Origin of the sequence: Agromyces soli, assembly GCF_022811605.1 — a bacterium.
GTDB lineage: Bacteria > Actinomycetota > Actinomycetes > Actinomycetales > Microbacteriaceae > Agromyces > Agromyces soli.
Genome location: NZ_CP094533.1, coordinates 2,192,944 through 2,205,735, shown reverse-complemented (window position 1 = coordinate 2,205,735; position 12,792 = coordinate 2,192,944). Strand labels below are relative to the sequence as shown.

Here is a 12,792-nt window from a genome sequence, read left to right as displayed (position 1 = left end):
TATCCTTGTTGAGGCTCAGCGGGAACGCTCGGCCACCGGGGTGTGGCGCAGCTTGGTAGCGCGCTTCGTTCGGGACGAAGAGGTCGCAGGTTCAAATCCTGTCACCCCGACCATCTGCAAGAACCCCCTCCGCGAGGAGGGGGTTCTTCGTTTCTCCGAGTCGCCGCCGCGCTCAGCGGACGACCACCGTCGGGGCCTCGAGGTGCGCGAGCACCCCGTGGCTCACCGAGCCGAGCAGGAATCGGGCGATCGCCCCGCGCCCCTGGCTGCCGACGACGAGCAGGCGCGCCTCGTCGGCCGCGTCGGCGAGCGCCTGCACCGGATCCCCGGCGATGACCTCGCGACGGATCTCGAGCTCGGGGTGCGCCGCCTCCGTCGGGGCGAGCGCCTCGTCGAGCAACTCGGCGGCCGAGGCCTGCAGGTCGTCGCTCGCGATCATCGCGACCCCGTAGCCGTACTCGCCGCCGACCATGACGGCGACGTCCCACGAGTGGACGGCGACGAGCGGCTCGCCGGTGCGGATCGCCTCCTCGGCCGCGAACGCCAGGGCGCGCGCGGATGCCTCGGAGCCGTCGACACCGACCACGACGCCCCTGCGGGCGGAGACATCGATGTCGGGCACGACGGCGACCGGGCTGTGGCTGCCGGCGGCGATGCGCAGGCTGTGCACGCCGCGCCGGCTCGCGCGCTTGCCGCCGTGCCAGTCGCTGCCGACCACGAGGAGGGCGGCCTCATTCGAGAGCTTCGAGAAGACCTCGACGGGCGAGCCCTGTTCGAGCAGCTGCGTGGCGGCGAGGCCCGGCGTCACGCGTTCGACGGTCGCAGCGGCGCTGTCGAGGCATCCCTGCGCGGCCGTCTGCGCGGCCAGCAGCAGCTCCGCGTCGCCAGTGGCGGGGATGGCGTCGTCGACGACGTGCACGAGCCGCAGTGCGGCCCCGGTCGCCCTGGCGCGCTCGGCTGCCCAGGCGACCGCGGCGTCCGTGGCGGGTCCTGCGGCGCTCACACCCACGATGATGTCGTTCATTGGGGCCTCCGATCTCGGCGTGCTTCCATCCTGCCGCGGATCTGCCCCCACGTCACGGCCGTCGCGTCAGTGGCGGCCGTTCAGCACCCCACCGGACTCCTGCAGGTAGCAGACCCCGCACAGGGACTCGTACTCGACCTCGACCTCGGCCCCGTCGCCGACGGGGCCGGCGGAAGTGTCGATCGCGACCTGGTCGCCGTCGAAGACGTAGCGACCGCCGATCCGCCGCCCGTTGAAGATGGCCTTGCGCCCGCAGCGGCAGATCGTCTTCAGCTCCTCGAGGCTGTGCGACACTTCGAGGAGCCGGCGGCTGCCGGGGAACGCGACGGTCTGGAAGTCGGTGCGGATGCCGTAGGCGAGGACGGGGATGCCGTCGAGGAGGGCGATGCGGAGCAGATCGTCGACCTGCTCCGAGGTGAGGAACTGCGCTTCGTCGATGAGCAGGCAGCTGACGTCGCGGCCCGCCCGGTCGACCTTGCCGCTGCGCACCCGGTGCTGCTCGAAGACCTCGCGCACCGCTTCGGTGGGCGAGATCGTGAAGTCGACCTCGCGGGTCACGCCGAGCCGGGAGATGATCTCGCGATCGCCCTTCGTGTCCACCGCCGGCTTCGCGAGCACCACCCGGTGGCCGCGCTCCTCGTAGTTGAAGGCGGCCTGCAGGAGCGCTGTCGACTTGCCCGAGTTCATGGCGCCGTAGCGGAAGTAGAGCTTGGCCACGGGGCTGCCTCCAGGAGGGGACGGGCCGGCGGCGCCGGCGAATCGGGGTTCGGCGCTCAGCCGACGGGGTAGTTCAACTCGACGATCGTACGCTCCCGCGAGATCATCGACTCGGTGCGGTACCCGACCGCACGGGCGATGGCCACGATCCGCTCGAGGTCGCGGTGGCGGGGCGGTCCCTGCGCGGGAATCGCGGTGACCTCGATGCGACCGGCGCCGGCCCCCTCGACGACGGCGACCCGCACCTCGGACGAGCGGGTGCTGCCGCCGAGCCAGGAGATGATCGCGGTGAGCGCGGTGCGCTGATCGCTCGAGAGCCGGGCCGCGGCGCCGCTCGGGTCGTCGACGAGCATCTCGATCCCCGGTCCGGTGCCGCCGGATCGCAGCGCGTCGGCGAGATCGTCGAGCCAGGTCGCCTCGATGCCCGCCTTCATCGCCGCCTGCACCCCTTCGGCGAGCTCGCGGGCGCGGTCGACGTCGGCGACGGAGAGGCGCTCGGCGGCGACCACCGAGGCGAGGAACGGCAGCACCTCGCGGGCGACGAGGGCGACGCGCGGCGACCCGCCGATGGTCGGGCCCGAGAACGGTTCGGCATCGGCCGGCTCCTCGGCGACCTCCTGTTCGAGCGCCTCCCGGTTGACCTCGCGCTGCCAGCGCAGGATCGAGCCGACGATCGAGTAGGAGTACGAGGCGCCCGCGGCCGCGAGCGCGACGATGGCGACCGAGCCGACGAGCACCAGGGAGGCGACGGGCTGCGAGACACTCGCGGCCGCAGCGTTGCCGGCCACGAGGATCGCGAGGACGCCCGAGGAGAGGCCGGCGGCGATGAGCAGCGCCGCCCAGCTCGCGTAGGGGGCCATGCAGAGCAGGAGCACGCCGATGGTGATCGGCCCGTAGTCGTCGTAGAGCACGGCGTCGTTGCCCATGGTGCTGACGTACTCGGCGACCGCGGCGGCGGTCGCGATCGTCACCACGAGCCAGACCCGTTCGCTCGCGAAGCTCCCCCGCGAGGGGAGGATGCCGGTCACGAGCGCGATCGCGGCCGCCACGAGGAGCAGGATGCCGAGGACCGCCGCGAACGGCGAGACGATCTCGGCGCGATGCGCGAAGGTCGACACGACGGAGATGGCGACGGCGGTGCCGGCGCCGATCGCCACGAGCGGGGCTGCCGTGCCGCCCCCGATCGGATCGGCCTCCTGCTGGGTGAGGCTGAATCTGCCGCTCATCGCTCCGCCCTCGGCATCGTGAGCACGATGGTGGTGCCGACGCCGGGTTTCGACCAGAGCCGCACCGTGCCGCCCTCGTGCTCGACGCGGGCCCGGATCGAGGTCCGCAGACCGATCCGGTCGGCGGGCACGCGCGATTCGTCGAAACCGACGCCGGTGTCGATGACGGCGACGGTGAGCTCGTCGGTCCCGCCACCGATCATGACCTCGGCCGAGGACACGCCGGCGTGCCGCACGACGTTGACGAGGCACTGGGCGACGGCGGAGTCGAGCGCCTCGAGCCGGGAGGGGGCGAGCTGGGCGAGCTGTGCCAGCGCTCCGCTCACCCGCACCGCGAGGCCGCCGTTGCTGGCCGCCTCGTGCGCCGTCGGCAGCACCTCGGCGAATCCGCCGGGCGCAGCGCTCCGGGCGTCGTCGGCCGCTGCGGGTGCGTGGGGCTCGCTGCGCGCCCCGCTCGGGCCGACCCGCGGTGGCACCGTCGGTGACGCGCCCGGGCCCGAGCGAAGAGCCGGCGCACTCGACGAGAGCCCCTCGGCGGGGGCCGGGCCGGAGTCGGGCGAGCCGGCCCCGGAACCGGGCTCGCCGGTTCGCGCGCCGCCGCGCTCGGCGATCGACGCCGCCCAGTCCGGACCGATCGCGAGGCTGAGTTCTCGGTCGATCTCCTGGCGCAAGCGGTCGTCGATCGTGCCGGAGCCGGCCGCGGCGACCATGGTCAGGTGGTGCAGCGCGAGCTCGTTCAGCCGCACGGAGGCGCGGAGCGCGAAGTCGCGACGCATGGCGGCGGCCGTCGGTTCCCCGCCGGCGGCCGGACCGGGCCGCGCGCGGCCGTTGAACCGCCGGTTGAGCCCGTCGAAACCGCGGACCAGGACGACGATGGCGAGCGCGAAGGCGGCGGCGAGGTTCGGGACCCACACCGTGCCGATCATCGCGGCCCCGACGACGGTGGCGAGCTCGCCGAAGAGCCAGCCGGCGCCGGCCCAGCCGATCACCCACCAGGTGCCGCTGGCCGCGCCGCCGATGAGGACGAGGGCGACCCTCGGCAGCGCCGAGATGCTGTTGTTCGTCGTCTCGAAGGCGCCCGAGCCGCTCAGGATCGGCACGAGCAGGAACACGCTCGCGGTGCCGGCCACGAGCGCGACGAGCGCGGTGAGGAGGTTCGGCCGCACCGCGTGCACCGCGAGCGCCGCGGCCTGCGCGGCGACGAGGGCCGCACCGATCCACCCGTTCGTCGCGCCCAGGTAGAGACCGGCGAGGATGCCGATGGCGATGCCCACGGACAGGCAGACGAAGGCCGCGGAATGGCCTGCGTTGATGAGCGCGCGGTGCTCGGCCGCGCGCGTCAATGGTGCGGGCAAGCCATGGGTCATCGCCGCACCTCCCGAACGCACCGTCGAGCGCAGGGAAAATCGACGGGCTGCAGCGAGAGTACCGCAGGGCGCGGGCGCGATGTCGCGCATCTGAGGCTCAGAACAGCGTGTCGCCGACCGGATTCGGACGCGCCGCCGCGCCCGCCGACGGGGTGGCGGCGAGCTGCGGGCCGGCGAAGCGGCCGGGGGCGTCGAGCCCGTGGGCCGCGGGCGCAGACCGAACCGAGGCCAGGGCGGAGGAGCGCACGCCCCCGGTGACCGGGTCTTCGCTGCCGTAGCGCAATCCGTGTGCGCGGATCATCGGCCTGATGCGCGCCCCGAGCCACTGCCGGTACGCCTTCGGCGCATAGCTGTTCGTGCCGTAGTACATCGACCGGTACTTCGGCACGAGCTCGGGGTGGTGCGCCTCGAGCCATTGCATGAACCAGGGCTTGACCCCGGGCCGGAGGTGCAGCGCCCCGTGCAGCACGGAGGTGGCCCCGGCCGCCTTGATCTGCCGCAGCGCCTCGTCGAGGTGGGCACGGGTGTCGGTGAGGTCGGGCAGGATCGGCATGAGGAACACGGTGCAGTCGAAGCCCGCCTCGCGGATGGCCGTGACCGTGGCCAGCCTGGCCTTCGTGCTGGGCGTGCCGGGCTCGACGGCCTGCTGCAGCTCGTGGTCGTACACGGCGATCGACATCGCGAGATCGACGGGCACCCGTTCGGCGGCGCGGGCGAGCAACGGCAGATCACGACGGAGCAGCGTGCCCTTCGTCAGCACGCTGATCGGGGTGCCGCTGTCGGCGAGCGCCTCGATGATGCCCGGCATGAGTTCGTAGCGCCCCTCGGCGCGCTGGTAGGGATCGGTGTTCGTGCCGAGGGCGACCGGCTCGTGCCGCCAGGAGGGCCGCGTCAGCTCTTTGCGCAGCACCTCGGCGACGTTCACCTTGACGACGATCTGCCGGTCGAAGTCGTCGCCGGCGTCGAGGTCGAGGTAGGTGTGGGTCGGCCTCGCGAAGCAGTAGACGCAGGCGTGCGAGCAGCCGCGGTACGGGTTGATCGTCCACCCGAACGGCATCGACGACGACCCCGGCACCTTGTTCAACGCGGACTTCGCGAGCACCTCGTGGAAGGTCACCCCGGCGAACTCGGGCGTCTGCACCGATCGCACGAGGCTGCTCAGCTTGGCGAGCCCCGGCAGCGTCGAGCCCTGCTCGACCTCGAGTTCCTGCCCGCTCCACCGCATGCCCATATTCGAACATATCTTCGATGCATCCGCAACCCCGCCGGCCCGGCCCGGCCCAGGGTTGCCCGACTTTCATGAAAGTCGGGCAACCCTGGGTTGGGGCTGCGGGATCAGACAGCCGCGCGGTCGAGCGGCCGGCCGGCGGCGAGCCGCAGCTCCTCCCCCGCCCACCGCCGGCGCATCCAGCGGTCGTGACTCGCGATGAGCACGGCCCCCGGGTATCCGCCGAGCGCCGCCTCGAGCTCCGTCGCGAGCGCGAGCGAGAGGTGGTTCGTCGGCTCGTCGAGCAGGAACACGTGCGGCGGCTTCGCGATCACGAGGGCGAGCGCGAGCCGGCGCTGCTGCCCGACGGACAGCCCGCCGATCGGACGGTCGAGGTCCCGCCTGGGCACGAGGCCGAGGCTCGGCAGCGGCACGAGCGCCGCCCGCTGCTCCCCCAGCACCCGCTCGTAGAGCGCTCGCGGCGAGGCATCCGGGTCCTCGAAACGGACGTCCTGCTCGAGGAGACCGACCCGGAGCCCTCGGCGACGGCGCACCGTGCCGGCGTCCGGCGCGATCCGACCGGCGAGCAGGCCGAGCAGCGTCGACTTGCCGGCGCCGTTCGCCCCGGTGATCAGCACGCGGTCGAGCGCCTCCACCCGGAAGGTCTCGAGCCGCAATCGCTCGCCGACCGTCGCCCCGGCGAGCTGGATGAGCGGTCCGCCCTCCTCGCCGAGCGCCTGCGCACCGGTCGGGATGCCGGTGAACTCCAGCGCGGCGGGCGGCTTGCGCAGCTGCTCCCGCTCGAGCGTCTCGAGTCGCAGTTCGGCGTTGTGCACCCGACGTGCGATCGCGGAGTCGGTGCGTCCCTGCTTGAACTTGGTGATGAACTTGTCGTTGTCGGTGGGGCCCCGCCGGTGCGACACGTTCCGCGCGGTCTCGCGCACGGCCTCGCGGAGCGCCCGCAGCTCGCCCTGCTCCGCCTCGTACTGCCGCTGCCAACGCACGCGCGCATCGGCCTTGGCGTCGAGATACGCGCTGAACGAGCCGCCGAACACCGTGCCGCCCGACGCGTCGAGCGGCACGCCGGCGGCGGACTGCGCCGGGTCGAGGTCGAGCAGGCCCGTCGCGACCCGGTCGAGGAACTCCCGGTCGTGGCTGGCGAAGACGACCGGCCCGCGCCAGGCGCGCAGGCGCGCCTCCAGGAACTCGGCCGCGGTGTCGTCGAGGTGGTTCGTCGGCTCGTCGAGCAGCAGCGCGTCGGGCGCGCCGAGCAGCAGCGCCGCGAGGGCGAAGCGGCTGCGCTGCCCGCCCGACATCTCGCCGATGCGACGGTCGAGGCCGATGCCGGAGACGCCGAGCCCGTCGAGGAGCTCGTCGCGCCGGGCGTCGACGGACCAGACCTCGGCCCGTTCGGCCGCGTCGAGCGCGGCGGCGTAGCGGCCCTCGGCCGCCGGCGTGGCCTCGACGAGCGCGGCGGCCGCGGCATCCAGCTCGCGCTCGATGCCGCGCACCTCGGCGATGCGCGCCTCGATGACGTCGTCGATGCGCTCGTCGTCGGCGAAGGGAAGCTCCTGCAGGAGAAGCCCGATCCGGGCCGGACGGGTGAGCCGGCCATCGGCCTGCAGCTGCGCGGGCGCCTCGCCCGCGAGCACCCGCAGCAGGGTGGACTTGCCGACGCCGTTCTCGCCGATGAGGCCGAGCCGCTGCCCGGGAGAGACGGTGAAGTCGAGATCGCGCAGCACGTCGCGATCCGCGTAGCCGGCCGAGAGGTGCTCGGCACGGAGATAGGAGTTGGTGGAGTGATGGACGGTCAAGGGCGACCCCCGTTCGCGAAGGTGCCCCGGGGTCGCCGCTGGCGCGTCGGCCGGACCGCACGCGCGTCGGCGCGGTACGGCGATCGGCGGTCGCGATCGCGGCGACCCCGGGACGAAGGGATGACTCCCGCCGGGCATCTGCCGAGACAGTGGGGGTGCGCGAAACGCTGTCGCGATCAACGAAAAGAGCACACCCGATGTCGACGGCGCCTCAGGCGCGGGACGAAGGGATGTGCTCAGATCATTGCGGGTCGAGGCTAGCAGGCTCGACCCGCACGGCGCAAGACGCAGTCGGGGCGGCGGGCGCGGCGACGCTCAGGCGCTGAGGTGCAGCGCCTTCGCCGTCGCCGCGAGGCTCGCTGCGGCGACCTCGGGGTCGTCCGACAGCCGGGTGCCGTAGCTCGGCACCATCTCGCGGATCTTCGGCTCCCACTCGGCCATGCGCTCGGGGAAGCAGCGCCCGAGCAGGTCGAGCATGATCGGCGCGGCGGTCGAGGCGCCGGGCGAGGCGCCGAGCAGGCCGGCGATCGTGCCGTCGGCGCCCGTGATGACCTCGGTGCCGAACTGCAGCACGCCGCCTTTGGCCCCGTCCTTCTTCATGACCTGCACGCGCTGGCCGGCCGTGATGAGCTCCCAGTCGCCCGTCTTCGCGGTCGGCATGAACTCGCGCAGCGCTTGCATCTTCTTCTCGCGGTTGGCGAGCAGCTCGCCGACGAGGTACTTCACGAGATCGAAGTTGCGCACGGCGACCTGCAGCATCGGCCCGAGGTTGTGCAGCCGCACCGAGAAGGGCAGGTCGAACCAGGTCGAGGTCTTCAGGAACTTCGGTGTGAAGCCGGCGTAGGGGCCGAACAGCAGGGCCGTCTCGCCGTCGACGACGCGGGTGTCGAGGTGCGGCACCGACATCGGCGGGGCGCCGACCGCGGCCTTGCCGTAGACCTTGGCCTGGTGCTGCGCGACGATCTTGGGGTCGGTGGTGCGCAGGAACTGGCCGGAGATGGGGAAGCCGCCGAAGCCCTTGATCTCGGGGATGCCGGAGTGCTGCAGCAGTGCGAGGGCGCCGCCGCCGGCTCCGACGAAGACGAAGCGGGCGTTGACGGTCTTCGGGGTGCCGCCGACGAGGTGGCGGAGCTTCAGGTGCCAGCTGCCGTCCTTGCGGCGCTTCAGCCGGGTGACCTGGTGGTTCACGTTGACCTCGCCGCCGCGGCGCTCGAGGTCGTCGAAGAGGTAGCGGGTCAGGGCGCCGAAGTCGACGTCGGTGCCGGCGGCGATGCGCGTCGCGGCGACCTTCTGCTTCGGGTTGCGCTTCTTCGCGAGCAGCGGGGTCCACTCGGCGATGCGCTCGAGGTCCTCGGTGTACTCCAGGTCGGCGAACAGCGGCTGGTCGGCGAGCGCGGCGACGCGCTTGCGCAGGTACTCGATGTTCGCCGCCCCGTGCACGAAGGTCATGTGCGGGGTCGAGTTGATGAAGTTGTGCGGCTCGGGCAGCTCGCCTTGCTCGACGAGGTAGGCCCAGTACTGCCGGCTGATCTGGAACTGCTCGTTGATCGAGACGGCCTTCTCGGGCGTGACCGTGCCGTCGGCCGCCTCGGGCATGTAGTTCAGCTCGCACAGCGCCGCGTGGCCGGTGCCCGCGTTGTTCCACGCGTTGGAGGACTCCTGCGCGACCTCGCCGAGGCGTTCGTACACGCGGATGCTCCAGTCCGGCTGGAGCCGGGAGATGAGGGAGCCGAGCGTCGCGCTCATGATGCCCCCGCCGATGAGCACGACGTCGACGGTTTCCTCTGAAGTCACGCCCACAGTCTATGACCGCTCAGCAGGCCTCCTTGACCATCGTCCAGGCGTCGGCTATACGCGGTGTCCAGGCGGGTCATCCTGCGAGCGCCGTCCGCGCCTTCGTCAGCGTCTCCTCCCCCGCCCCGGCGCTCGCGAGCGCGAGCAGCGCGGCGCCGACGATGGGCGGCTGCTCGACGATCGCGAGCGTCGCCAGCGGGGCGATCTCGGCGAGGCCGCGCTCGATCGGCTCGAGCAGCAGCGGGTCCCGCGCCGCGAGGATGCCCCCGCCGAGCACGATCGGCACCGGCCGGTCGAGGAGTTCGAGGCGCACGAGGCACGCTCGGGCGAACGCGACGATCTCCTCGGCCTGCCGGGTGACGAGCGACGCGCCGACCGCGTCACCCAGGCGGGCCGCCTCGAAGACGAGCGGCGCGAGCACGGCGAGCGAGCTCTCCTGGCGCCGGCCGAAGTGCAGCTGTTCGATGAGCTCCTGCACCGAGTCGAGCTGCAGCAGTTCGAGGATGGCGCCGGTGAGCCGGGTCGCGGGGCCCCGCCCGTCGGCGTCGCGGGCGGCGTGCCACAGCGCCTCGGCGCCGAGCCCCGAGCCGCCGCCCCAGTCGCCGGAGATCGCGCCCAGGGACGGGAACCGCACGACCCGCCCGTCGGCCCGCACCCCGGCCGCGTTCACGCCGGTGCCGCACACGATGACGACGGCGTCGGGCTCGTCGGTGCCGGCGCGGAGCAGCGCGAAGAGGTCGTTCGCCACGACCGTCGAGGGGCCCGCCCACCGGCGCCCGGCGAGCTCGGCGCGGAATTCGTCGAGCTCGCGGTCGAGGTCGAGCCCTGAGAGGTACAGGTTCGCCTGCGCGACCGGCGCACCGCCGGACACCTCGCCGATGAGCGCGTCGATCGTCTCGACCGAGCTGGCGAGGCCGTCGAAGTGCGGGCTCGACCCGCCGCCGCGGCGGCGGGCGACGACCCGGCCGTCGAGCGAGAGGGCGATGGCATCGGTCTTCGAGCCGCCGCCGTCGACTGCGACGACGACCGCGGGGGCCGCGGTGCCGTCGGCGGGCGCCGGTTCCGGCGGGATCGCGGTGCGCCCCGGCCGCGCGGCGGTCACGCCCACTCCAGGAAGCGCGCGTTCTCGGCGAGCAGCAGCTCGGTGAGCCGCTCGGCCCGCTCGTGCTGCAGGACGAGCGGATGCGCCCGCATCGCGCGCAGCACCCGGTCGCGGCCGCCGTGCACCGCCGCATCGAGGGCGAGCCGCTCGTAGCCGGCGACCGCGGCGACGAGGCCGGCGAAGTCGTCCGGGAGTGCCGCCACCTCTTCCGCGACGAAGCGGCCGTCGACGTAGCGGGCCGGCACCTCGATGACGTGGTCGTCGGGGAGGAAGGGCAGCACGCCGTCGTTGCGCAGGTTCACGACCCGCGGCACCGCGTCGCCGCCCTGCATCGCGGCGAGCAGCTCGATGGCGGCCTCCGAGTAGAACGCGCCGCCGCGCCCCTCGAGGGCCTCCGGCTTGGTGTCGACGTGCGGGTCGGCGTAGAGCTCGAGCAGCTCGTGCTCGATCGCCCGCACCGCCTCGGCCCGCGTCGGCTCGGCGAGCTGCTCGGCGAGCACCTCGTCGTGCGCGTAGTAGTAGCGCAGGTAGTAGGAGGGCAGCGCACCGAGCTGCGCGACGAGCGCGGGCGCGAGGTGCACCTCCTCGGCGAGCTCGCCGAGGCGGGCGTCGATGAGCTCGGGCAGACGGTCGCGGCCGTCGATGGTCGCGCTCCGCTCCCAGGTGAGGTGGTTGAGCCCGACGTGGCCGAGGCGCACCTCGTCGTGGCCGACGTCGAGGAGCCGCGCGAAGCGGCGCTGGAAGCCGATCGCGACGTTGCAGAGCCCGACCGCGCGGTGCCCGTGCTCGAGCAGCGCCCGGGTCACGATGCCGACGGGGTTCGTGAAGTCGACGATCCAGGCGTCGGGCTTCGCGTGCCGGCGCACGGCCTCCGCGATCCGCAGCACGACCGGCACGGTGCGCAGCGCCTTCGCGAGCCCGCCCGGTCCCGTCGTCTCCTGCCCGATGCAGCCCGCCTCGTGAGGCCAGGTCTCGTCGGCCTGCCTCGCATCCTGCCCGCCGACGCGCAACTGCACGAGCACTGCGTCGGCGTCCGAGACGCCGGCGACGAGGTCGCTCGTGCCGACGACCCGGGCGGGGTGGCCCGCCCGCGCGAGCATCCTGCCCGCCATCCCGGCGACGAGCCGCAGGCGGTCCGGGTCCGGGTCGACGAGGTGGATCTCGGTGAGCGGCAGCTGCGCGCGCAGGCGCGCGAAGCCGTCGATGAGTTCGGGGGTGTAGGTCGATCCGCCGCCGACGATGGTGAGCTTCATGGGGTCCTTCTCTCGAGCACGGCGGGGATGCCCCGGCCGGAGTGCTGGTCAGTGGGGTCGCGGCACGCCGCCCGATCCGGGCGTCGTTCGCGGGAGGAGGTGGGCGGCGCGCTCAGACGAGCGGCAGGATGTCGGCCTCGAGCCGGTCGCGGATCTGCTGCACGAGCTGCTGCCTGGCGCCGAGCAGCACCGGCTGCGGGCCGGTGCCGCTCGACCGCACGACGAGCTTCGGGTGCGCCGCCCGGTCGATCCGCTCGGCGACGAGCTCGGCGAGGGCGTCGCCGCCCGCGCTGCCGCTCGGCCCGCCGAGCACGAGCATCGCCGGATCGAGCAGGGCGAGCACCGGGTGCGCGGCCATCGCGATGCGCTCGGCGAGCGCGTCGAGCAGGGCCGGGTCGCCGTCGAGCCGCTCCAGCGCCGACGCGAGCGGCTCGCTCGGTGCGCCGCCGAGCAGCCGGACGACCGCCGGACCGCCGAGGAGGTCGGTGAAGTCGTTCGCCTCCGGGGCGAAGGCGGCCGCCGTCTTCGGCACCGGCAGGTAGCCGATCTCGCCCGCGCCGCCCGACGCGCCGCGGTGGACCGCGCCGCCGAGGTCGATGCCGACGCCGAGGCCGTCGCCGATCCAGAAGAGCGCGAAGCTCGAGGCGTCCTGGGCGACGCCCGCCGCCCGCTCCGCCATCGCCGCAAGGTTCACGTCGTTGCCGAGGGTGACGTCGATGCCGAGCTCGCGGGTGATCCGCGCCTCGGAGCCGACCGCGGGCCAGCCGGGGAGCGTGTCGGTGAGGGAGAGCTCGTCCTCCTCGCCGAAGAAGGCCGCCTGCACGCCGATGACGACGCGGCTGACGCAGGCCGGGTCGGCCCCGGCGGCCGCGCAGGCCGCCTGGATCGCCGACTGCACGTCGCCCTCCGGGGAGCGCGCTCCCGGCGGGACGATCTCGGCCACCGGGTGCTCGCCGCCGAGCGCGTCGACGACGACCGCCTGGATCGAGTGCGCGAGCACCGAGATCGCCACGCCGGTGATGCGGTCGACGCGCACGCCGTAGCTCACGGCGTTCGGGCCGCGGCCGCCGGACACCTCGCCGACGGGGTGGATGAGTCCGACCCGCTCGAGGCGCTGCAGCATCTGCGTCGCGGTGGGCTTGGAGAGGCCGGAGAGGGCGCCGAGCCGCGAGCGCGTGAGCGGCCCGTGCTCGAGCAGGAGCCGGAAGGCGGTGCGGTCGTTGCGCGCCGCCAGCCAGGCCGGCGTGCCGGGATCGATCGCGCTCATCTCCACCTCCTCCCCTGGTGT

At 73.5% G+C, this 12,792-nt stretch carries 10 protein-coding genes and 1 tRNA gene; 1 reads left to right on the top strand and 10 read right to left on the bottom strand.

Annotated features, from left to right (window positions below):
* Positions 1-36 precede the first annotated feature (36 nt).
* Positions 37-113 (top strand) — tRNA-Pro (locus MTP13_RS10620).
* Between the two features lie 59 nt (positions 114-172).
* Here MTP13_RS10620 and MTP13_RS10615 read toward each other — a convergent pair.
* From MTP13_RS10615 to MTP13_RS10570, 10 genes are all read right to left on the bottom strand, one after another.
* On the bottom strand, positions 173-1,024 hold the full coding sequence (locus MTP13_RS10615) for a universal stress protein (protein ID WP_243567732.1): 852 nt from the start codon (positions 1,022-1,024) through the stop codon (positions 173-175).
* 66 nt (positions 1,025-1,090) lie between these two features.
* Positions 1,091-1,741, bottom strand: coding sequence for a thymidine kinase (locus tag MTP13_RS10610; protein WP_243567731.1), 651 nt, complete (start codon positions 1,739-1,741; stop codon positions 1,091-1,093).
* Between the two features lie 56 nt (positions 1,742-1,797).
* Positions 1,798-2,967 (bottom strand): hypothetical protein, encoded by a 1,170-nt coding sequence (locus MTP13_RS10605; protein ID WP_243567730.1) that lies wholly within the window; start codon positions 2,965-2,967, stop codon positions 1,798-1,800.
* Positions 2,964-4,334, bottom strand: coding sequence for a sensor histidine kinase (locus MTP13_RS10600; protein ID WP_243567729.1), 1,371 nt, complete (start codon positions 4,332-4,334; stop codon positions 2,964-2,966). Before MTP13_RS10600 ends, MTP13_RS10605 begins: the two co-directional genes overlap by 4 nt.
* A 97-nt stretch (positions 4,335-4,431) precedes the next feature.
* On the bottom strand, positions 4,432-5,559 hold the full coding sequence (locus tag MTP13_RS10595; protein WP_243567727.1) for an Rv2578c family radical SAM protein: 1,128 nt from the start codon (positions 5,557-5,559) through the stop codon (positions 4,432-4,434).
* 110 nt (positions 5,560-5,669) lie between these two features.
* On the bottom strand, positions 5,670-7,355 hold the full coding sequence (locus MTP13_RS10590; protein ID WP_243567725.1) for an ABC-F family ATP-binding cassette domain-containing protein: 1,686 nt from the start codon (positions 7,353-7,355) through the stop codon (positions 5,670-5,672).
* 315 nt (positions 7,356-7,670) lie between these two features.
* Positions 7,671-9,101 carry a malate:quinone oxidoreductase gene (locus tag MTP13_RS10585; RefSeq protein WP_243570804.1) on the bottom strand — a complete coding sequence of 477 codons (1,431 nt, stop codon included), beginning with the start codon at positions 9,099-9,101 and terminating at the stop codon, positions 7,671-7,673.
* A 124-nt stretch (positions 9,102-9,225) separates the two neighbouring features.
* Entirely contained in the window at positions 9,226-10,251 is a 1,026-nt protein-coding gene (locus MTP13_RS10580; protein ID WP_243567724.1) for an N-acetylglucosamine kinase, read from the bottom strand.
* Positions 10,248-11,504, bottom strand: a complete 1,257-nt coding sequence (locus MTP13_RS10575; RefSeq protein WP_243567723.1) for a family 4 glycosyl hydrolase — start codon at positions 11,502-11,504, stop codon at positions 10,248-10,250. Before MTP13_RS10575 ends, MTP13_RS10580 begins: the two co-directional genes overlap by 4 nt.
* A 112-nt stretch (positions 11,505-11,616) precedes the next feature.
* Complete coding sequence (locus MTP13_RS10570; protein WP_243567722.1) at positions 11,617-12,771, bottom strand: ROK family transcriptional regulator; 1,155 nt, start codon at positions 12,769-12,771, stop codon at positions 11,617-11,619.
* Positions 12,772-12,792 lie beyond the last annotated feature (21 nt).

Bases quoted from the DNA above. Each gene is read 5' to 3' on its own strand.
- MTP13_RS10615 (WP_243567732.1), bottom strand. From the start codon at position 1,024: ATGAACGACATCATCGTGGGTGTGAGCGCCGCAGGACCCGCCACGGAC.
- MTP13_RS10600 (WP_243567729.1), bottom strand. From the start codon at position 4,334: ATGACCCATGGCTTGCCCGCACCATTGACGCGCGCGGCCGAGCACCGC.
- MTP13_RS10570 (WP_243567722.1), bottom strand. From the start codon at position 12,771: ATGAGCGCGATCGATCCCGGCACGCCGGCCTGGCTGGCGGCGCGCAAC.
- MTP13_RS10605 (WP_243567730.1), bottom strand. From the start codon at position 2,967: ATGAGCGGCAGATTCAGCCTCACCCAGCAGGAGGCCGATCCGATCGGG.
- MTP13_RS10595 (WP_243567727.1), bottom strand. From the start codon at position 5,559: ATGCGGTGGAGCGGGCAGGAACTCGAGGTCGAGCAGGGCTCGACGCTG.
- MTP13_RS10575 (WP_243567723.1), bottom strand. From the start codon at position 11,504: ATGAAGCTCACCATCGTCGGCGGCGGATCGACCTACACCCCCGAACTC.
- MTP13_RS10585 (WP_243570804.1), bottom strand. From the start codon at position 9,101: ATGAGCGCGACGCTCGGCTCCCTCATCTCCCGGCTCCAGCCGGACTGG.